Origin of the sequence: Mucilaginibacter sp. (genome assembly GCF_028288225.1) — a bacterium.
GTDB lineage: Bacteria > Bacteroidota > Bacteroidia > Sphingobacteriales > Sphingobacteriaceae > Mucilaginibacter.
In genome coordinates this window covers 1-21,858 of the sequence record NZ_JAQBOC010000027.1, presented here as the reverse complement: position 1 = coordinate 21,858, position 21,858 = coordinate 1, and the positions used below count along the sequence as shown (strand labels likewise).

The 21,858-nt window shown below is 39.4% G+C and carries 22 protein-coding genes; 3 read left to right on the top strand and 19 right to left on the bottom strand.

All coding sequences use genetic code 11. The annotated features are described in order from the left end of the window. Positions 1-32 precede the first annotated feature (32 nt). From JWQ54_RS07965 to JWQ54_RS07880, 18 genes are all read right to left on the bottom strand, one after another. Positions 33-770 carry a glycosyltransferase gene (locus JWQ54_RS07965; RefSeq protein WP_299582738.1) on the bottom strand — a complete coding sequence of 246 codons (738 nt, stop codon included), beginning with the start codon at positions 768-770 and terminating at the stop codon, positions 33-35. 69 nt (positions 771-839) lie between these two features. Further along, a complete protein-coding gene (locus JWQ54_RS07960) occupies positions 840-1,859 on the bottom strand; it encodes a hypothetical protein (protein WP_299582735.1) in 1,020 nt (339 codons plus the stop codon). 43 nt (positions 1,860-1,902) lie between these two features. Further along, entirely contained in the window at positions 1,903-2,562 is a 660-nt protein-coding gene (locus JWQ54_RS07955; RefSeq protein WP_299582732.1) for a class I SAM-dependent methyltransferase, read from the bottom strand. Between the two features lie 17 nt (positions 2,563-2,579). Beyond that, entirely contained in the window at positions 2,580-3,470 is an 891-nt protein-coding gene (locus JWQ54_RS07950) for a glycosyltransferase (protein ID WP_299582729.1), read from the bottom strand. Beyond that, positions 3,470-4,546 carry a glycosyltransferase family 4 protein gene (locus JWQ54_RS07945; RefSeq protein ID WP_299582726.1) on the bottom strand — a complete coding sequence of 359 codons (1,077 nt, stop codon included), beginning with the start codon at positions 4,544-4,546 and terminating at the stop codon, positions 3,470-3,472. Before JWQ54_RS07945 ends, JWQ54_RS07950 begins: the two co-directional genes overlap by 1 nt. 112 nt (positions 4,547-4,658) lie before the next feature. Next, positions 4,659-5,243: an acyltransferase gene (locus JWQ54_RS07940; RefSeq protein ID WP_299582722.1), complete on the bottom strand. Its 585-nt coding sequence runs from the start codon at positions 5,241-5,243 to the stop codon at positions 4,659-4,661. Beyond that, positions 5,243-6,193: a glycosyltransferase family 2 protein gene (locus JWQ54_RS07935; protein ID WP_299582719.1), complete on the bottom strand. Its 951-nt coding sequence runs from the start codon at positions 6,191-6,193 to the stop codon at positions 5,243-5,245. The genes JWQ54_RS07940 and JWQ54_RS07935 overlap by 1 nt, the downstream gene beginning before the upstream one ends. Next, the gene (locus tag JWQ54_RS07930) at positions 6,186-7,058 is read right to left on the bottom strand and encodes an alpha-1,2-fucosyltransferase (protein ID WP_299582717.1); all 873 of its coding nucleotides are present in this window, start codon (positions 7,056-7,058) and stop codon (positions 6,186-6,188) included. The genes JWQ54_RS07935 and JWQ54_RS07930 overlap by 8 nt, the downstream gene beginning before the upstream one ends. Positions 7,059-7,067: 9 nt before the next feature. Then, complete coding sequence (locus tag JWQ54_RS07925) at positions 7,068-7,805, bottom strand: FkbM family methyltransferase (protein ID WP_299582714.1); 738 nt, start codon at positions 7,803-7,805, stop codon at positions 7,068-7,070. 12 nt (positions 7,806-7,817) lie between these two features. Further along, positions 7,818-8,630: a family 6 glucosyltransferase gene (locus JWQ54_RS07920; protein ID WP_299582711.1), complete on the bottom strand. Its 813-nt coding sequence runs from the start codon at positions 8,628-8,630 to the stop codon at positions 7,818-7,820. After that, on the bottom strand, positions 8,627-9,349 hold the full coding sequence (locus JWQ54_RS07915) for a class I SAM-dependent methyltransferase (protein ID WP_299582708.1): 723 nt from the start codon (positions 9,347-9,349) through the stop codon (positions 8,627-8,629). Before JWQ54_RS07915 ends, JWQ54_RS07920 begins: the two co-directional genes overlap by 4 nt. Beyond that, positions 9,346-10,614, bottom strand: coding sequence for an ABC transporter ATP-binding protein (locus JWQ54_RS07910; RefSeq protein WP_299582706.1), 1,269 nt, complete (start codon positions 10,612-10,614; stop codon positions 9,346-9,348). The genes JWQ54_RS07915 and JWQ54_RS07910 overlap by 4 nt, the downstream gene beginning before the upstream one ends. 98 nt (positions 10,615-10,712) lie before the next feature. Continuing rightward, the gene (locus tag JWQ54_RS07905) at positions 10,713-11,576 is read right to left on the bottom strand and encodes an ABC transporter permease (protein ID WP_299582703.1); all 864 of its coding nucleotides are present in this window, start codon (positions 11,574-11,576) and stop codon (positions 10,713-10,715) included. Then, positions 11,573-12,691: a glycosyltransferase family 4 protein gene (locus tag JWQ54_RS07900; RefSeq protein ID WP_299582700.1), complete on the bottom strand. Its 1,119-nt coding sequence runs from the start codon at positions 12,689-12,691 to the stop codon at positions 11,573-11,575. Before JWQ54_RS07900 ends, JWQ54_RS07905 begins: the two co-directional genes overlap by 4 nt. After that, entirely contained in the window at positions 12,684-14,471 is a 1,788-nt protein-coding gene (gene asnB / locus JWQ54_RS07895; protein WP_299582697.1) for an asparagine synthase (glutamine-hydrolyzing), read from the bottom strand. Before asnB ends, JWQ54_RS07900 begins: the two co-directional genes overlap by 8 nt. Before the next feature lie 155 nt (positions 14,472-14,626). Beyond that, complete coding sequence (locus JWQ54_RS07890) at positions 14,627-15,142, bottom strand: UpxY family transcription antiterminator (RefSeq protein ID WP_299582694.1); 516 nt, start codon at positions 15,140-15,142, stop codon at positions 14,627-14,629. A gap of 12 nt (positions 15,143-15,154) precedes the next feature. Further along, the gene (locus tag JWQ54_RS07885; protein ID WP_299582691.1) at positions 15,155-17,590 is read right to left on the bottom strand and encodes a tyrosine-protein kinase family protein; all 2,436 of its coding nucleotides are present in this window, start codon (positions 17,588-17,590) and stop codon (positions 15,155-15,157) included. Next, positions 17,591-18,385, bottom strand: a complete 795-nt coding sequence (locus JWQ54_RS07880) for a polysaccharide biosynthesis/export family protein (protein ID WP_299582688.1) — start codon at positions 18,383-18,385, stop codon at positions 17,591-17,593. 83 nt (positions 18,386-18,468) lie between these two features. Here JWQ54_RS07880 and JWQ54_RS07875 point away from each other — a divergent pair, with 83 nt between their 5' ends. From JWQ54_RS07875 to JWQ54_RS07865, 3 genes are all read left to right on the top strand, one after another. Beyond that, a complete protein-coding gene (locus tag JWQ54_RS07875) occupies positions 18,469-19,215 on the top strand; it encodes a glycosyltransferase family 2 protein (protein WP_299582685.1) in 747 nt (248 codons plus the stop codon). A 189-nt stretch (positions 19,216-19,404) separates the two neighbouring features. Continuing rightward, positions 19,405-19,722 carry a hypothetical protein gene (locus JWQ54_RS07870; protein ID WP_299582682.1) on the top strand — a complete coding sequence of 106 codons (318 nt, stop codon included), beginning with the start codon at positions 19,405-19,407 and terminating at the stop codon, positions 19,720-19,722. Position 19,723: 1 nt separating this feature from the next. Beyond that, the gene (locus tag JWQ54_RS07865; RefSeq protein WP_299582679.1) at positions 19,724-21,058 is read left to right on the top strand and encodes a hypothetical protein; all 1,335 of its coding nucleotides are present in this window, start codon (positions 19,724-19,726) and stop codon (positions 21,056-21,058) included. Positions 21,059-21,455: 397 nt separating this feature from the next. Here JWQ54_RS07865 and JWQ54_RS07860 read toward each other — a convergent pair whose 3' ends face one another. Continuing rightward, positions 21,456-21,590, bottom strand: coding sequence for a hypothetical protein (locus tag JWQ54_RS07860; protein ID WP_299582676.1), 135 nt, complete (start codon positions 21,588-21,590; stop codon positions 21,456-21,458). Positions 21,591-21,858 lie beyond the last annotated feature (268 nt).

Below are 21,858 nucleotides of genomic sequence, written 5' to 3'. Positions count from 1 at the left end.
TGGAAACGCTTCTTGAGTTTTAAGATCCAGCCCTACCATTTTTTAGTTAATCTGTAGATAAGTGTTTGCACCTTATACCTCAAATAAGAGCCATGGTGCCATTTGTAACTGAAGTATATCCTGGGCGCCTGTGTAAGTTTTCGATGTTCTTTATCTCTCAAGCTATTCCAGGACCCACTTCCCAAATGCGTTACAATTGATTTTTCAATTAAACAGTTTTTAATACCGTACTTTTTTAAAGTGTTGGAATAATCACGATCGGCATACCAAAACGTAAGCTTTTCATCAAGCGGCCCTATAATATTAAAAATCTCTCTTTTAACAAATATGCACCAGCCAAATAAAACGCCAAAATAATTTTCCATTTCAGAGTCATGACCAGTAAATTCCTCTTTTTTTTGAAACGTCGGAATACACGGATGAACACTTAATAGTTCGGGGTCATTACCCATTGCCTTCAATAATTCAGTTGCCCAGCCTCTATGAAATATCAAATCATTATTACAAAGGCACACATAAGGGCTGCTGGTTAATGTAATGCCGATATTTAAATATTTATGAAAGCCGAATCCTTCCCTGGGATAAATTGTAGTTGAGTTTTCAAATTGAAAGGGTTGCAGCGCTTTATTTGATTCAACAACCACTACATTAAAACGAATTTTTTCCGGGTCTTCCGACTCCAGTAACGTGTTGATAGTTTGGATTGTTAAGCCTTTAAGATATTCGTCTTTAGCATAGCTTAGTATAATGATGTCTATATTATTTTTCACGCGTGTTTTTCAGGCCTCACATGCCTGTTTGTATACCTAACCTGTAAGTCAGGTTAATTGGTTCCAATCTCACTTAGTTAATTCATTTAAAATATTCTTCAGCTGTTTAACTCTTTCAGAGGTGTAGTGTTTAGCCAAATAGTTTTCATATAATTTCAAATCAGGCCCGTCTTCGTTTAAAGCTTTTGATAGTTCCTTTTCAAATAATGAATAATTCACGCACGAGATGCAAATTTTATCCAATTCAAAATATTGCGTTTCTTCATTTATAGGATACCTGGCTATTATATGGCATCCCGCACTAACCATTTCCAGAAACCTTGGCGTTACCGGGCTAAATCCTCCAGTTCTTATCTCATCCTCGTCAATTCCAACGGTGGAGTAAAGCGTAACCCTTGAGGCCTTTAGCAAATTCATGTATGCTTCTCTTTCCTGTCCCTTATGGCCAATTCCTGTTTTATTTGAAATATAAACAAATTCTCCATTTATATATTCCCGGTATAAATACTCTATATCCGGAAATTTCTTTTCATACGCCTTCAAAAACCCTAAAAGGATTGAATCAACCCTTCCGGGTATAATTACGTCATATAACTTTTTAAAGTTCGCGTCGGGCCGAATTTTGTATTTATCGGCAATACTTTGCGGGAAATGGTAAATATTTAACGGGCATTTATATTGTTTTAGATAATTATAAGCCTGAAGGTTTGAAATCAATACCACCTTACAGTTTTTATAGGCATTGTAAAATAAATTCAAATTGAAAGTTTTCGGAAAATCAATAATAACAGGGATTGTGTTTTTACTTCCTGTAAAGTAAAATGAGCTTCTCGGCAGCAACTCAAAGTAAACAGCCAGCGGTTTATTAATAAATTTATCGGCAAAAATTATTAATCTGTTATCACCGAAAATATTCCGTGATGCAAATCTTAAAACTTTATCCAAATAATATGTAGTTACTGAACCTTTGATTACATCAGATAGTTCCAGGTTTAGCGACGCTGCAATTACATCTTCCCATTCATAAATTAAAGGCCAGGTAGGCCAATTGTTAAAATAACGCTCCGTATAAATAATTTTTAATTCCATGCTATTGGTTTGATTGCCGCCGTGAATGATAATTAAAATACGTTCATTTATTACTGATAAATGCCGCCATCCCGAACTGTAGATATTTCATATCTGCCAGTTTATTAAATAGCAGTACGTTCAAAATATTGAGGAACCTGAAATTACTTTTATTGATGCCTTTTATAGTTTTTATGGTAAAGCCTGCATCTTTAAACATACGCGCCATGCTTTTTTCGGTAAAAAACCTAAGGTGCGTTTTATCCATCACACCCGAATTTTGGTACTCAAAATCTTTATAGCGCAGCAATTGCAATATTACCGGGTACCAGCGCATGTTTGGGATTGAAGCTACTATGTATCCACCCTCATTTAGCAAATCTTTTGCAAGCAAAAGCGCGTTTTCCGGCTCGGCTAAGTGTTCAAGTACGTCGTTGAAAAATACACAGTCGAACTTTGGCAACTGCATTTCTTTCATCGATCGGTTGAAGGTATCGTTTATGACATGGTCAAGCCTGGTGCCTGCTTCCTTTGCTGATGCGGGGTCGGGCTCTATTCCCCACACCGAGCAGTTAAAGGCCGATTTTACCAGCATTCCAAAATTGCCCGTGCCGCAACCCACGTCGAGCGCGTTTTTAATACCGGCTGGAATAAATTCAAGCATCTCAGGCCTTGAATGATTAAAATAGGCGCTATTTTTATCCTGGTATAAACTAGTGTACATAAATTTAACTGTTGTTGCTAATTGGTATGAGTGCCCGGTTCTAAACTTTTAGATAGGTACCGGGTTAAATGCAGCAGCGTTTTGGGATAAAAATGAATTTTAGCATATTTTAAAAGCTTAAAAAAGGCAGCCTGGTAAACCTTTTTTTGCGGCTGGCCATTAGCTATAAGTAGCATTGCAAACTCATTAAGTGTTTTTAGTTCCGCTTCGCAACGCGTGCTATACTTTAATTGGGTACAGGTTGCAGGTAATAACGGTTCCCACTTTTTATTAAAAGCCAAAGCATTTTGCGTCCAGGTTTCATTAATGTCGCCTTTTGAAAAATGCTTGATCACAATATCAAAAACGCAATAAACATTATAGCCGGCCTGGCTCACCTGCATAGTGGTATCGACATCATAAAAATGAAAGCCGCGGTAAATATCGTCATCAAATCGTATTGAATCAAAAAGGTTTTTGCGGATGCAAAACCAAACACCGTCAAGCACAACTACTTTGCTTCTATTGCCTGCCGCAGGCAAGTATGCCTGAAAGCTATGGTGCTCGGCACCTTCTCTGTCTGATAGCATATTAATGCTAATCAAATTCCCTCCCCACCACGAGCCTGGTAAGTATGGCATGTAAGGGGTGCCTGCTATTCCAATTGCACCCGTCTTTTCGTCATCAAAGTGATTTAAAGCCAAATTACCCCAATCTTTTGTGAAGTACTGTATATCATCATGCATGAAGCATAAGACGGGGTACCTGCTGCGTTGCACCCCTAGGTTGTAAGCTTCAAAAATGTTATATTTATTATCGGAGTTATCAATCACTATAATTTCATACGCAGCGCCAATGGTATTTGCTATGTTTTCTTTCAGGGATAAGGAGACATCGCTGGCCCTGGCGCAAATAATTAGGGAAAGCATTAATTGTTTGCTAAAGCCGGGTTAATCAAATTACTTATTTGGTTATAAATGCCCGGTGCTGCTGTTTCAGTATTATGTTGGGTAACTACCAGCTCATTACCTTTAAGCCCCATTTTTTTCGCCAAATCATTGTCCAGGCTAAGCTGATATACCAGCTTTGCAACTTTTGTTGTGTTTAAATATGGGGCCAGCAAACCCGCACCTTGTATTACAAATTCGGGTATGCCGCCGCTGTTTTCAAAAGCTATCAGCGGCTTTTTCAAAAAAGCCGCCTCCAATGCTATTAAAGGAAACGGGTCTTCCCGCGACAAAAGCACGAAAATATCAAACAGATTTAAATAATTGACAGGGTCTGACTTAGCGGGTATAAACAATATCTTATCTCCAATATTGCATTTATTTGCATCATAGACCAGTTGTTTTACAAATTCGTTCCCGGCATCAGCACCTAACCAAACCACTTTAAATTTAAAATCCGGGTATAATTTGATAAGTTTTAAAGTAAGCGGAATAAGCAAATCGGTGCCCTTTCGCCATGACGGAGTACCACCGCCTCCAATTACGAATTCGCCTGGTTTTACGCCAAACCCGGCTAAATGCTCATCCATAGCGGCAGGGACTAAATCAGTATCGATAAATTCGTAATGAAGTTTAATTTTCTCAGCCTGTAGGTGCAAAAGATCTACCAAATGCTCCTTAACTGCCCCCGAAACCGCGATAATGCTGTCGGTAAGCCTTAGGTTTTCTTCAATATACGCATCGGTAAAGAAATAATTCAGCGCATAGGAAAGCTCATGTATGCAACAAAGTGTTTTTACTGCATGATTTTCTTTAAATATTGTTAACCAAGGCAGGCTCACTATCGTATTGCCATACACCAGTTTATATTTTCGTTTAGAAAGCCAGGCGGCGGCTTTTTTATATTCATCGTTTAGCGTTATTTTCAGTAATTTTTTTTTGATACGGGCACCATAGGTGTGCTGCCTGATAAGTTTGCTTAAAACAAAAGTTTCGCCCAACCGTTCAAAATCGGGTTTTAACGGCCCATCGGCTAACAGCAGTATTTCAAATTGCAAGGATGTGTTTATTTTAATCCATTTAATCAAATGCAATAAAACGATTGGTGCACCACTGCGTGAAGCCTCATGGCTTATGAACAAAACTTTATTTAACGGTGATTTAGTCAAGTTATAAAGGATGGTTTTCGATAATATGATCCGCCTTGAATTTTAAGACGCTATTGGCCGGTACAGATTTATAAATCAAATTATTGGCGCCAATAATAGCATTGTCGCCAATGATTACGCCTTTAAGTATGGTTACATTGCTGCCTATCCAGCAGTTTTTACCAATGGTAATGGGGGCAGTTGTAAACTTATCCCTGGCCACGGTGAGGGCACCGTTTTCGTAACCAAACGTATGGTTATGGTCGTACAATTTTACGCCTTCGCCAAACTGGGTATTTTCGCCAATGCTTATTTTATCCAGGCAGTTGATGGAGCAGTAATTGTTAAAAAATACGTTTGAATTGATAATCAGCCCAGCGTTCGGTACCAGTAAAATAGCACAATACTTTTTAAAATAAACCCCTGCGCCAAATTTTATGGAGAAATTACCGGCAGGCAGCGATGCCGAAAAATACTCCTCAATGGTAAGATTGCCCTGGATACTGATGTTCGGGTTATTGTATATTACCTTAAGCTTATACCCTTCGTAAATAAGCTTAAACTTTGCAACCATTTTACCGGCTATGTTTTTCAGGGCCCGCTTCATCAATCGGAATTTAGCATCGTATCAATTTTAAAACCCAGCCGTAATAAATAGTACGCCCTTTTGCCGTGGTTATCTATAATAAAGGAACCAAATTTCCTTAACCATCTCTTTGAAACATTATACATGAAATTATTTAAAAACAAAGCCTCTTTAATTTTTCCAAGTTTTGTAAAGCTACAAATAGTCAGGTTTATAAAACCATTTATTCTGCCAAACTCTTCTTTTGTTAAGAGTTCCTTTTTTAAATTTTTGATAAATACAGTCGCCTTAGCCAAAGTCATCAAGTTATTATCGTTCGACATATTTGAAATGTGCCTTCTATAATAAAAAAGCCGTTCATTCATCCCGAAAAACGAAACTCCGTTTAGCGCCAGCCTTAGCCAATAATCCCAGTCTTCGCACCCATAGACATATGGGTTTTCATCCTGCAACCCTATTTTATCAATGTGTGATTTTTTTACCAACGCTGATAGCACCGGGATATAATTACCCTTATATTCCAGCTTATAAATTTCTGTATGTGTAAAAAAACCGGCAACCGTACCATATGGTAATGCAGTATTCAGCGAGTTATCATAAAAAGTATACCCACTGCTAAAAATAACGCCGGCTGCGGGTTCTGTTTCCGCCGCCTGTATTTGCTTTTCTAATTTATACGGCATCCATAAATCATCGGCATCTAAAAATGCTATCCAGTTTCCTTTAGCAGTTATTATTCCTGCGTTCCTTGCTGCGCCAAGTCTTTTATTTTCCTGGTTAATCAATTTTATCCTTGCATCAGCAGCACCATATTTACCCGCAATGTTGGCTGTTCTGTCTGTTGAACCGTCATTTATAATAATTAATTCCCAATTAATATATGTTTGACAGATAACAGAGTTTATAGATTCCTCAATATATTTTTCTGCATTAAAAGCAGGCATAATAACAGAAATAAAGGGACTATTCATTTGGTAAGCGGATCCAATCTTTTGGAACGATGTCCTGATCGTTAAAATAATCCATTTTGCCGTTGAACCAATGTTTTGGAGTAATAACCATTTTTTCTTTATACGGGTTTAGCCATGCGCCCCACCAGCTAAAACTGCTGTTTGCTATGATGTGATGTTTGCATTTACTCATCAGGACCATATCCTGCCAGCTATCTAAACCGGTGTTATGTTGAATTAAAGCAGCACTTTCAACGCCTGGTAACAGATTTTCCCTAACCCAATCCGGATCATCCGAAAAAAAATAAAAATACGGATCAAGTGTTTCATCTTTAATCATTGTTATTGCGTCACGATAATATTTGACTGAACACAGCCCGTGCAATTCATTGGTTGCTTTTGAACTTACATAATCTGCCCGACGCACATGAATACTTACTGCATTTGGATGTTGCGCCAGCTCATCCGCAATCTTTTGCGATTGCACGTTTAACTTAACTTTAAATGTGAACGCATTTCTCACCTCATTTTCAATGCCGATAAAGTATTGTTCACTTTGCCAAAATCCTTCAAAATAAACTGATGGCTTTACATTAAACACATCCCCGGTAAACCTTAAGGTACTTTCTCTGTAAACGGTGTTTTTATTAAAAAAAAATTGAGCGAGGTTTGGCTTTAAAAAGCTTTTCACCAACCCGTGGCCCGCAATGTTTGCCGATGGGGTAAAAACCCCCAGCTCATATCGCCTCGGCGTAAGGCCTGTATCCTGCTTATAAAATGATAAGTCGAAATACAGCGGCGCCTTCATTTTTTTTGATAGGGATAAACCAAAAGCATATTGAAACATTTGATTGCCCAGGCCTCCCTGTAGTTTAATAACAAGCATTTAAAAGTTTTACCGATTTTGCCATTTATCCTTTAAAATAAAAATGGTGTTAATATTAGTATCGGCGTATACCATATAACCTTTACCTGTTAAATAGCTAATTAAAGTGTCGTCTTTTATGCCGTTTCCGTTACCTGAATAAGATATGGTCTCGAGACAAATAACAGTAGGTCGCGATTGGCTAAAATCAATCGACTTTATTATAGCCTCATCAAGTCCCTCCACATCAATACTCAATAAATCAGGGTAAACCCCATTGTTATATTGTTGAATAATGAAGCCAACTGTTTTAACAGGGGTTGTTATTTTATTTACGATGCTGAAATTATGCTCCTTAACCAAACGGTCAGCTTCACTGGCCGAAAATGTATTTAGTGCAGGCGAATTCATTACATGCAAAATCATTTCGCCAGCCTGACTGCCAATGCCGCAATTAAGGTTTATGTCGCCTTTCCGGTATATAAGAAAATGCTTAAATAGTTCTTTATCGGGTTCAATATTTATGCCCCTGTATCCCTTTTGGTACAATAAAGCCGTATTGCTTAAATAAAACGGATGATGAGCACCTATGTCCAAATAGGATGGTTTTGCTAGGCCTATTTGCGTAAAAATAAAATCAATAATCAAATCTTCGCCCGATTGCGAATAGGACTGTTTTTGATACTTGTTTTTGGGATGCTCAAATTTTGTTTTTAAAGCCGCTATTTGATTCCGCAATTTATTAAGGTCCCCGGTAATTTTTGACATTTACTACGAATACTATTGGCGATATTTTAAAAAGCCCAACTTACAGGACAGTTTTTTAGCTACGCTTTTAATTTTTTTAAATGAAATTTTTGAGTGTTTTAATTTTTTATCTGAAATATTCCTAAGATAATCATGCCCGCCATATTTTTCTTTTAACAAAACTATCAACTTGGGTTTAAACGGAATATCATATCCTTCCACAAAGCCATAAGCGGGAGATAATATTTTCGGATTTTTATCCAGCAAATACCTGTTCAGGTGCGATTCATCATGCCACAGCGCAATAACATCTTTATCGAGGTCGGTATGGATGTTATTGTTCAACGTTTTAATCAATAGCAGGTAGGCGGCTGTTTGTCCGCCGTTAAAGCCGCCCATAAAATAGTGTTCACCGTCCCCCTCGGGTATATATGCGGTTGAGCCGGAATTCCGGTCGTATAAGTACCCTGAGCTTGGCTTATCCCAAAAACCGGGATGCTTCACCGCGAGCAAACCATCGTTTGTTTCAGATGGGAGAATAGTAGGTCCTATTGTGTCAACAAAAACTATGTTCGCATTAAAAAAAAGAAGATAATCGCATTTTTTTAAATATTCTTCCACGCCCAAAAACATTTTGAACCTAAACAACGTGTCGTAAGGCCAGCCTAAGGTTTCCTGGTATATCTTTTGAATTTTGTGGCTTTTTTCGGCATAAAGTTGTTGGGCATCTGTAAACACAAAATATTTTTTTTCATGACCAGGAAAGAGAAATTTCTCGGCGGAAAGGAAAAATTTCTTCCAAAAAATAGCGTATTTACCCGTACAAATGTATAGTATGCCTATCATTTATTTTTTGCCACTATATAACAGTACGATGCAATGGATTGATGGGTAGGTTTGCGTCGGTGCACATAGTCGGCCAATTTAATAATACCTTTTTTAATTGCCCGTTGAATTTTATTTTTTTGAGGCGTTTCATCCCAAAATTCATAACCTGTATAGCCGTCAGCAATAACTTTCATGCCCGATTGCTGCAGTAAAAGTTTCCATTTTTTTGGTGACATGCTTTTCACAATGTGCCTTTTTAAATTTTTATTATCCAGGAACCAATGATAAAGGTATTGAAATATTCCTTTAAAGTTTGGTGTTGTAATTAGCAGATAGCCGCCTGGTTTTAAGAATTCTATGTGCGCTTTGGTAACGTCCTCCCAGTTCAAAAAATGCTCGATAAACCCAAATGAAGCGACCACGTCATACTTCGCATTTTTTATTTCCTGGAACTTGTTATTCTCGAAGCCTCCCACCTGATAACCTAACTTTTCGAGTGATTCCTTAAGCTGAATAACATTGGGCGTGGCATCAACACCGTTCAAAACATAACCCAAATCGCCTAAGATACATAAAAACCTGGCCGGGAAACAGCCGATCTCAAAGGCTTGCTGACCGGTCAAAGCAGGCGGAATATATTTTTTTATGAGTTGTGAAATAGCATCGTCATCAGGAGCGCTTTTAACTACGTGGCCGTGATAGCCTGCATCCCAATAGCCCTGCGGAACAATGTTCATGATTGTTTTATATTAATTGGTATTTGAGGCCTCACAACACCAATCCATTTGCTGTACCAGTTTTCGTCCCTTTTAACTTCGCTAATATCAAACTGCAGTATGCCTTTATATCCAGCCAAAATTGTACTGCGGCTTTTTATAGCATAAACGTCAATAACATATGTATCATCATTTAATAGATGCCGCGGTATTAGTAAGCTCGCCGCATAATTACCTATTTGTTTAACGCTGTCTGAAGCCAGCTTAAAAACACAGACCCGATCGGACGTAAAAACCTCTATACCGATTGTAATTTCGTGACCACCACCTAAAATCAGGAAATCGATATCAACCTGCATGGAGTTATCGAGCGTAATCACCTCGGGGCCTACCTGGTCCTCTTCTAATTTTTTTAAGCGGATGCTTTTAAATTCAAAAACGCCAGCAATCAAGCCGTCGTCATTTTGCCAGCTATAGTTGTGGTTAGTCAGGCTTTTGCCGGAGCGTAAATAATAATTAATGGTGGTATTAATGTCTGACGAAAGCGCCATCTCTCCATTTTGCAGCAAAATCCCTGAATGGCAAACGTTTGAAAGTGCAACCGTATTATGGCTCACGAATAAAACCGTGCGGCCTTCTTTATTTGATACATCGCCCATTTTTCCCAGGCACTTTTTCTGAAACTCCGCATCTCCTACAGCCAATACCTCGTCAACTATCATTATTTCGCTTTCGAGGTGGGCGGCAACAGCAAAAGCCAGCCTTACATACATCCCTGATGAGTACCTTTTTAACGGTGTATCAATGTAACGGTCAACTCCCGAAAAATCAACAATCTCGTCAAACTTTTTCTTTATTTCTGCTTTGCGCATGCCAAGTATGGCGCCATTTAAATAAATATTTTCCCTTCCGCTTAACTCGGGATGAAAACCTGTGCCAACTTCTAACAAACTGGCAACGCGCCCTTTTAATTTGGCTGAGCCTGTTGTGGGGGCCGTAACCCTGCTTAAAATTTTCAGTAACGTACTTTTGCCGGCGCCGTTACGCCCGATAATGCCTACCGCATCACCCTGTTCAATTTCAAAGTTTATGTCTTTTAGGCTCCAAACTATATCGCTCACACCCTTAACGGCGCGGTCATTAACTTCACCAATTTTTAAAAATGGGTCTTCTTTCCCCCGCATTTTTGCCCAAAAGCGTTCAAGATCGCGGCTGATGGTGCCGGTGCCAATATCACCAAGCTGATAAGCTTTTGATAAATTTTCTACCTTAATTACTGCTGCCATTAATTAATATAAATGCAGGTTGTTTCATGTGTGCAAAGTGTTTCATCTATTCCAGGTTATATCGTTCAGAAAAAAGTTTCACAGTTCCGCGGAACAGTCTACACAGTATCAATAAAATTCCGCTCAACCTTGTTAAAAATGATGATGCCGATAAGTATTATGAAAATTGTTATAACAGTTGTTATCCCTAATGACAAGATGGTAAAGGTGCCCTTTCCTAAAAATCCATATCTGAATGCTTCAATAATAGATGTCATCGGGTTATATTCTACCAGCCATTGATATTGCGGGTATTTTTGTTTTACTGTTGATAGGGGATATATAACAGTTGTCAAATACATCATCAGTTGTATGCCGAAAGCGATCAAAAAAGCGAGATCTCGATATTTTGTGGTCATGGCCGAAATTATCATTCCAAGCCCTAGTCCCAGCATAGCCATAAGCATTAGCAAGAATGGGAACAATAATAAATACGCATTCGGATGAAAAGAAGAACCTTTTATCCAATAAATAATCATCATTAAAACAAACAGCAGCATTTGTACACCAAAGCGAAGTAAATTTGACACCACGATGCTTAACGGGACTATAAGCCGGGGGAAATAAACCTTGCCGAACAAACCAGCATTTGTTGTAAACACTGCCGATGTTTTGGTAAGGCAGTCGGCAAAATAATTCCAGGCGGTAATACCTGCTAAATAAAAAAGTGGTTTAGGCAACTCATCAACTGAAATATTTGCGAGGTTACCAAATACAAAGGTATAAATAATGGCGGTAAACAAAGGCTGAATAAAAAACCACAGCGGCCCTAATATGGTTTGCTTATAAAATGATACAAAATCACGCCTTACTAACAAAAAAAGCAAATCGCGGTAGTGCCAGATATCCTTCAGCTTTAAATCCAGCATGTTATTTGCCGGTATTAATTCAATGTCCCAATCTTCCTGGTTTGCTTCGCTCATGAATTAAGCATTTTTTCCAATTTATTCATATAATCATTTTCATTAAAGTGCGCCAGGCATTCCTGTTGAAGATATTGTCTTCTCTCCTGTGTTAATGGGTTTGCCAGGCAATCACTTATCGCGTTCTCCAATTCAACCAGGTCATCAGCATTAACGGCCTTTCCCAGTTCTCCATTGCAAATCGCATCAATACTGCCATCAGCATTACCGCATACAACAGGCAGGCCGCAGGCTAATGCTTCAATAAAGACAATGCCGAACCCTTCCTTTTTACTTGGCAAAACAAACAGGTCGGCCAGCAAAAAATGATCGGCGATTTCATCCTCCGCAATAAAACCGGTCAGTATAACCTGCTCATCAACTTTAGCAGCAGTTATCAGTTTCCGGATCCTTATTTCTTCTTTAGGATCATATTGCCCTGAAAGGATATATTTTATCCCGGGGAATTTTAATTTCAGGCAGCCGATAACTTTTATCACCTGGTCATGCCCTTTGTACTGTTCGGTAGATGCCAGGCGGGTTAAAGTAAATATTACCGGGGTATTAGCAGTTAAACCGTATCTTTTTAGCAATTGGCCGGGTTTTGAAAATGTTACCGGTAATTTAATAAAAGGATCAACCACATTATTTAATACCTGGCATACTCCGGCATCGGCGTTGTGCCTGCTGATCATTTGCTGCCGGGTGAAGTTGCTTACACAAAGCACCTTATCGCAACGTTTTAAAAATGCAAGCTTTATAAATGACAATGGCCGCCAAACCTCGATCCCGTGAGCAATAAGCCATACCTTACATTTAGGGTTTAATGTTTTTATCAACAACCCTATAATAGCCAGGTTAATATGGCTGATAATAACAATATCGGGCTTTTTAGCAGTAATTAAAGTTTTAAACACAAACGCAATACGGTCTGTACCAAAGCCACTGAATTCTTTGGCAGGCAGGTATTGGGGCATCAGGTCGTTAGTTGAATCATATGCTGACCATAATTTAAAATCCCAATGATTACTTTCAGCCAGCAGATGTAAAGAATGCGCCAGTGTACGGGTCATTTTTTGAATGCCACCGGTGGTGCTAAAGGTTTGCAAGGTAAATAAAATTACCCTTTTAGGCATTCAATCGGATCTGGTAAAGTGCAAAAATTTTCGACCAGTGTAAACGGCCTTCCTTAAATTTCCTGACTGCATTTTGTGCCAATTTACCCCTATACAGGTTAGGATTACTTATTTCTGTATGCTTGCTCATCCATTCCTGTAAAGGGAAAGTGAAGCCCATTTTAGGCCGGTTCCAAACGGCATCGGGTAACAGGTGGCCGAAACTATCCATTAATAATTTTTTAGGCTGATTTTTATTGAACCTGATTTCGGGCGATATACTTTGCACTAATTGCTGAAAATCCTCATCTAAAAACGGCACCCTTACTTCTAACCCATGGCTCATGCTCAATACATCAGTATCCCTTAGCAGCTGATTTTGCATGTATAAATTTGTTTCAAACCAGGCTGCGTGTTCCCTGTTATATGGCCCCAGGCCGGGTATCGTGTTTTCACCAAACAAAATTTCATTGACCTGCTTGATATCTGCATCCAGTATCCCTGCAATATCATCGGGTACAAATAAGCCGCGCAGCAAAAGGTAATCAGCTAAAGGGTGATCGTGCGCTAAAAAAGAGATCTTCCTGTATTTGTCCGCCTTAAAATAATTGGCCGCGCCTAATACAGATGCGGGTATTTTTCGCAGGTAATGCAGGTATTTAATCCGGTTAAAAGATGGATAACCGCCAAATAGCTCATCAGCACCTACGCCCGATAAAACGGCCTTTAATCCATCCTCATGCGCATACCTGCTGATAAACCAGGTATTAATGCCATCGGTGGTCGGCATATCCATGCTGCCGATTATACGAGGAAAAAAAGTTTCAAAATCACGCTGCTGAACTAAATGTGTAAATTTTTCTCCATTTAAATTGTTTAGTATCATATGCTGATAGGCACGCTCATCGTATTTCTTTTCATTAAAATAAAGGGAGATCGTTTTAAGGTGCTGGTTTTGTTCATTAGCCAATAATGATAACAGGCTTGAATCTATTCCCCCGCTTAAAAACACGCCGATCGGGGCGTCGGCCACGAGCTGCCGCTTTATAGCCTTTTTTAAGCTATCATGAATATGTTCTTTCGCCGTATGAATATCTTTTATATCATCAATACCCTGCGGCTCAATGTTATAAGCGGTAATAGGGTGGGTACCGTTGTGATGATGCCATGCTAAAAAATGTCCTTTTGCAAGACTGTATACGTTTTTCAGCGTGGTATACGGTTCAGGAATATGCCCCAAAGCCAAAAACCTAACCTGCCATGTCTGATCCGGTTCAGTTGCTATGCGTGCCGCTTTAAATGCTTTAATTTCTGATGCAAAAGATAGCCCGCCATTATTGATATGGTAATAAAGCGGCTTTATCCCCGCAGTATCCCTGACCAGATAAGTGATGGATTTTGCGATGTCATACAATGCAAAAGCAAACATACCCCTGAGTTTTGAAAAAGCAGCTGTTCCCCAATGCAGGTAAGCAGCTAAAATAACTTCCGTATCAGTACCAGAATAAAATTTGGCGCCGGCTTTTATCAACTGGTCTTTTAATTCAGGATAATTATAAATTTCACCGTTAAATGTGATCCAGGCTTTTTGCTGTGCATCGGCCATAGGCTGGCGGCCTTTTTCACTTAAATCAATGATAGCAAGGCGGCGATGCCCAAATGCAAGATTTGCCTTTTCATCTAAAAACAGGCCTTTATCATCAGGGCCGCCATGTTTTAATGAATTGCACATGATGCTGACCCTCTCCGTGATTTCATTTGCCGGTAATACATTTGAAATTATTCCTGCTATCCTGCACATCGGTTATATCTGTTCATAGCTTCGCCCCGTAAGTTACAGCCAATTCCGCGTAACTTATTATCTGTCAATTTGTTATATTGTTATTTTAACTGTTATATAACGGCCTTAAAATAAACAAAATGTCCATTTAAATGCCGGTATTATCCTATATAAATCTAAAACCTGTCAATTAATGCTGCTGCAACATAAACAATGATGGAATACCCGAGATTTTCAAGGCGTAAGGCCAGCTGCTTTTGGGAACGATAGGATATGATCTCACCGGTAAGCCCCTTAAGCGGCCCCGCTTTAATCATAATCCTTTCTCCCGGTTGTAAATCTTCAGCGGTAATCTCTAATTCATAGGGGCTGGCCATCAGTAATTTAAGTTCCTCTATCTGCCGGTCAGGCATTGGTGTTATTTTACCCGAAAAATATAAAAAGCGAGCAATCCCTTTTGTCATTAATACTTCCGTTTGCTCCTGTTCTTTGATACGGACAAATAAGTACGATTTAATAAATGGCTCTTCGGTCCATTTTTTTCGGTCACTCCATTGTTTAAGCTGGCGGTGTAAAGGTAAATAGGTTTCAATCCCTTTGTTTGTTAATGCCAGGCAAGCTTTTTTTTCCGCACGCGGATGCGTATAAACCGGGTACCATTTGCAAGTATCTTTATTTATTCTTAAAGCCATATGTCAATACCATCAGCGCTTTTTGTACCAGCGCCTTATATCCCACCATTTATTTTCATTTTTATCTACATAATAACCAGAGCTTTCATAACCGGTATAATCCGAGTAATAGTAATACTTCGTCCCATAATTTTCACCTGTAAATTTGGTCGTATAATACCTGGAGTGCAGCAGATCCTGGGCAAATGCGTTAAGCACGATTACCGTATTTTCCAGGTGATACTCCTGCGCAATTCTCTGCGGCACGGTAGCCGCGTAAAATTTGGATTTCCCGGACCGGATCACAAAAAGGTTAATATCGCTTGCCCTTATAAGGGGTATGGCATCAGATACCAAACCTATGGGTGCGGTATCAATCATGATCACATCATACCTGGTTTTGAGATCCTCAATTAATGCAGCCATTCTTTTTGAATGCAACAGCTCCGAAGGATTAGGCGGTACCGGGCCCGAGATGATAAAATCAAGATTTTGCTGGCCGGAATGAGAGATAATATCAGCCACCTCACATTGATTGGCCAAATAATTACTAAGACCCAGGTCATTCGGTACGTGGAACGTTTTATGCAGTTTCGACCGCCTTAAATCAGCCGCGATCAATATCACCTTTTTATCAATCAGTGATAACGTGCTCGACAGGTTCACCGCCACAAACGATTTTCCTTCACCGGCAACTTCAGAGGTGATGCAGATCACTTTGCTTTTTTTCTCAGAAGCCAGGAAACTTAAATTGGTACGGACGGAACGAACCGACTCCGCAAAGATGGATTTAGGCTTGCTGATGGCTAATATCTGCGTGCTGTATTCATCAATTTCTTCGGGGAATTTTCTGATTACCCCAATAATAGGTATGGTGGTAAGGCTTTCAATCGTTTCCTTATCGTAAATGTATGGGTTCAATATCCTGATCAGGACAATTAATCCGAACCCTATGGCCAGGCCAAAAATTTCTGCCGAACGCTGAACGCCATGTTCATCAGGCGAAACAGGGTTGTAGTTAGGCTGTGCCAGATCAATAATGGTGGCACCGGGCAAAATCCCCGCGCTGCTAATTTGTGCGTCCAGCTTTTTTTCTGAAAGAAATGAATAAACCTTATCGTTAATATCGAAATCACGTTTTAAGGCAACCATGTCACGCTCAGCCGATGGCAGTTCTGCTATTTGCTGGTTAACAGGCCCAAGCTGGTTTTGCAGGTAATTTAGTTTATTTGCAATTAACTGGTGTGTCGCGTTAATGCTGTTTAAAATATTATTTTTTATCTGCAATAGCTGCTGATCCAGGTCCCGGATCGTTTGAGAATTACTGGTATAAGTTTTCAGCGCGGTTTTTCTTTCGCTGATCAGTACATTCAGGCTAATGATGGCGTCGCTTAATTGCTGGTGTTCAACGCCTCCCATGCTGAAGTTAGGAAGCTGGTTATCCTCAGCCTTGATGATTTCCTGCTTAAGCTGGTCAATAGCCAGCTGATCTATCTTTAGTAAGGAACTTTGTGTTTCAAGTTCGGTCACCTTACTCAACGCCCGGCTGGATGCTGAGGATACATCCATGATCTTCTTTTTATTTTGATATTGCTTTATCGAGTTTTCCGATCCTTTAACTTCATTTGAAAGAAACTCTAATTGGTTATCGATAAACCTGATCATCTGCGAAGCGGATTTAGTCCGTTGGTTACGATCATAGTTCAGGTACTCCTTCATCACGGCGTTCAATGCATCGGCAGCAAACTGGGGGTTGGAGTCAACCTCCTGCAGTGCGATGATATTGGAGTTCCTGGCGGTTTCACTGGTGCGCAATCCCCCCCTGACCCTGCCAATAAAATCTTCAGCAGCGTTTAGCTTAAACAAATACAATGCGCTTTTTGGTATGTTGCCCGGGTATTTAATGCTGAAAGCGGTTGGCCCGATGGTAAAAGGGATATTGTAGTAATAAGTATTTTTAATTTCTTTTCCTGAAGCTTTATAGCTGATGCTAAAAGAGCTGCTGTTAACAGGCCTGTAAGTAATAAGGTCATGGAAAAAATTTAAACTGTCAAATTTAACCAGTTCGACGTCAATGGGTTTCTGGGGATACAGCTCATTGGTACGGTTAAGCACGCGGCCCACTATATAAAAGCTTATCCGGTAGTCCAAATGTTTAATGGCGTTCAGCAGCAGCGCGGTGCTTTGCAGCACGATGGTTTCACTCTGGATTTTCGATACCGTCGACCTGTCATTAACACCCGGTACACTGATCAGGTCGGATATTTCCGATTTTTTTTCCTCAAACTTCAGCGTAGCCCCAGTTGCATACGTTTTAGGGGTATACCATAAATACAGGTTAGCCATGATCAGGCAGATTGCAAGGGAGCCAACAACCCAGTACCACCTGCTTAAAAGTATCTTGGCGATCTTCAGATAATCGATCTCCTGGCTGGGCAGTTTGGGCTTAATCTTATCCGTTTCTTCCATTTAACGATGAATAAGCGTGAAGATAATTAACGCAGTGTTAAACAGGAGTAAGGCAGGCTGAAAGATGGTACTTGTAAAGCTTTGGAGGTTATCCGTGCGTACCGCTCTCTTATTTTGTGCAATATAAACGATGTCCCCGTTTTGCAATATGGTACGCGGATCGTTGATGGATTGGATATTCCCCAGGTCAACTAAAATTACCTTTGGATTTTTTTCAGTGCCCCTGATGATCTTTATATTGGTTTCATTTGCTTTTTCTGTAATGCCGCCAGCAGCCCCTATCATCTCAATTAACGTCATATGATCTTTAGTCAAAGGATAGTTTCCCTGCCCCTTTATCTCTCCAAGCATCGTTACTTTAAGGCTTACAATTTTCAGCTCAATGATAGGGTTCACCAGCACGTTTTTACGGTAAGTGTCTTCCACCAGCTTTTGGGCTTCGTTACGGGTGTAGCCAGCAACTTTTATGCGGCCGATGGCTGGCAATATGACGGTTCCGTCATCTTCAACCTGGTAGCTTTGGTCAACCCCGGCAACGGTTCCGTTCGCTAAAATATTGGTGTTAACAGCAGTACTGGGTGTCGTGTTCACCAGGTATTTGGTGTCCTGTAAATTTCTTACCTGTATAACATCCTGTGGTTTTATCCGGTATTCATTAATGATGTCAGCGCTTTTATAAGCACTGTCCGTGATCGAATTCTTTTGCTGAAAGAGCACCTGGTATTGCCTGTTTGAGCAGGAGGTGCAAATAAAAAACAACCCCAAAATGAAATATGTAAAAATTTTTTGACGCATGTACATCCGTATGCTTAATGTTAATTAGGTAACCACTCCAAATTTATATAAATTTGCCAGTATAGGTACTTATTTTTTCACTGGTGCGTGATTTAAAAATTTCTTTAATTACCGTCGTCCACAATGCAGAAAACACTATCACCAGCTGTATAGATTCTGTTATACGGCAAAATTTCAAAAATGTTGAGCATATTATCATTGACGGCGGATCGACCGATGGCACCGTTCAGCTCATCGAAAAATACAGGCATTACTTAAGTCACTTCGTTTCAGAACCCGACAAAGGGATTTACGACGCCATGAACAAAGGGATCAGGCTTGCCACAGGGCATATCGTCGGGATGCTGAATGCCGATGACTTTTTTGCGGATGAAAACGTTTTGAGCACTGTTGCTGCAGCATTTGAAAAAAACAACGCGGACATATTATACGGCGACCTGGACTATATCAATAAGAAGGGTAGGGCCGTGCGCAAATGGCGGTCCGGCGAATTTAAACGGAGAAACTTCAATTTTGGCTGGATGCCGCCGCACCCCACTTTTTACTGCAAACGTGATTTGTTTGAGAAATTCGGGCTTTACAGCCTCGATTACGGAACGGCCGCAGATTACGAGTTAATGGTAAGATTTCTTTATGTCAATAAATTAGCCGTGTTTTATATCAAAAAAGTACTCGTTAAAATGAAACTTGGAGGGAAAAGCAATAAAACGTACAGTAACCGCATCAAAGGACTGCTCTTTGATCTCAAGGCAATGCGGGATAATCACATTAAGCGCCCTGTTATCGCTTTGATCGTTAAACCGATCCGTAAGGTCAACCAATACTTTTAGTGCTTTTTATTTAAATTAGAGAATGATCCTGATAAACTGAAGGATGATGTTTGAAAAAAATCATAAAAAATGGACGCGGGATCAGAAAACCAACTTTTATCAATCACGTATTTAATATTATAGTATTTATTTAGAAGCCATACGATGCTGAAATACACTAAGGTTATCTTAAAGATTACAATTCCATTAATGATTATCTTTAAAATCTACCAGCTCAATAAAATTGAGTTTGATATTGATATCTTGGATAAACAATTAACACCATTGCAAATCTATATTAAGCCTAATTCAGCAATTGGCTTTTATACCAATATAAGTAATTCGGTATTATTTATAGAAATGCAATACATCATGGCTCCGCTAAATATTCAGAATAAAATAACACCTGACACTTTATTATTGATACAATTTCCGAATGAAAAAATAAAAACATTTGATCATTACCGCACTATTATCCAGAACCAGCAAAATGGAAAGATCGTATCGTTAATAACCAAGCTTAACTAATATGACGGTGATCCTTACTATTATAAATGTTCTTCTTTTATACGCAGGCATTTATTGGTTATTGAAAGAGATGGCAGCGGACGATAGCAAAGCCGTATTACTATTAACATCAGCTGTGGTTTTATTTACAGCTGTCGGTATTTTTTATTATTTAATGCTGATTTCACATCAAAGTTTTATTCGGCTGCAACTATTTCTTTTAACTATAAACCTTGGGCATATTTATTTTACCGGGAAATTTTTGGCTGAAGAACTTAAAAGGAAACCTGCTGAACCGGCCGGTCTAGATAGTTTTTGGGCATTGAGTGCCGTTTTCTTTTTAACCATTTATTTTGTTTTATACGAAAGTAAATACGGGGGCTGGGATGCATGGGCAATTTGGAACCTGCATGCCAGGATTCTTTATCACCCTGAATTGTGGCACAATTTGTTTTCAGATAATATAGCTTACTCTCACCGGGATTATCCGCTGATGCTTCCGGCAACAATCGCTTTTTTCTGGAAGGGGATAAATAGTATGTCCCCGTTTGTTCCAGTGACGGTATCCTACGGATTCTTATTAATCATTCCGTTACTGCTTTATTTTTCATTACTAAATGAAGGCCATAAACTTTATGCAGGCTTAGCCATGGTAATATTTGTAATTGATAACAATTACAAGTCAATAGCGCTTTCGCAATGTGCCGATACCTTATTGTCGTTACTTATTTTGTCGACCTTCATTCAATATCATGGTATAAAAGCATTTTCTACAAACAGGATCTATGTTTTAGGTTTCATTTGCGCGTCATGCGCCTGGGTTAAAAATGAGGGCATGGCGTTTTGCGTGTTATTCACCATTGGATTTTTGTTAATAAATGCTAAAAACAGGCAGGCTTTAAAAAAGTATCTCATTGGAATGCTCCTTCCCCTGTTGGTTGTGGTATCCTTTAAAGTGCTTTTTGCCCCGGCCAATGACCTGATCTCAGCCGGTAACAAACAACTATTCTCGCTTTCAGCAGCGTTATCAGATTCAGGCAGATATGTAATGATTCTGAAATTTGCGCTTAATACGTTAATCAGCAGTTACATGTGCGCCATGATTATGGTTTTTGTGGTTTTTGCATTCAACCGCAAAATCTTTCTGTCCCTTCCTTTTATAATTATATCAATATTGCTTGGCGTCTATTTTATAATCTATTTAATTACACCGTATGATTTGAACTGGCATTTATCAACTTCGCTTAATCGTTTATTTCAACAGGTTTATCCGGCATTTATATACCTGTTCTTACGATCGCTCAAAGGCGTTAAATGGCCGTACGGTTTAAGTAAATCCTCGGAAAGTACCTGTTAACCTGAATTTCGATTAACAATCAGTGAAATAATAGCAAAAAATGAAGTAATATTCTGTTTATATATATAGCTTTATTTAATTGTCACTTAGATTTCCTGGCTGGTGTTTGCATCACTTCGGCCTAAAATATAGAAAGCTGCTTGCCAACAAAAAAGCCGCTTTACGAAAATAGAGCAGCCTTTCCCAGGCCGTAGGGGAACATTTTTGAACCCCTTTTTGGAAGGTTTGAGAAGATTGGCAACATCTTAATTCATTATAACTTATTGTCTTTTAGTATATATAGCAATACGGTAGAATTACTAAAAGTTTTTTTACTTGGGGGGCTTCAAAATCAATAAAAACCTACTCTCAGGAATAAGATTTTTATTATTTACGCTCTTGGCTACATTTCAAATCTTCAGGGAGTATAAGGGCCGTGCACAACCGGCAGGAAAAGCAATATAACATTCAGCCATCGCCTGAATGGATTAAAAAATGACTTTAAGGCAATGCGCGCAAACCGGATCCTGCTGCCGGTTTTAACCGTATTCATTAAACCATTGCGGAAGCTTACCCAGTATTTTTAACCGGGGATACAGCCCCGGCGTTTAGCCGGCTTTGTACAGCAAAAAGGTTTTACCTTCCGGGATAAAAACCGTCAGCGGGACAGCTTGCAAAAACAAAATCTGATCATCCTGGTTCCCCCGTTTGTTCCCCTCCGGGCCAGGCTTAAGCGATCGGCAGCCATAAGCCGCTGGTTTTCAAATAATAACCCTTTTGCCTTTCTTTTTTTCCAGCAGTTAACGGAGCCGAAACTTTTT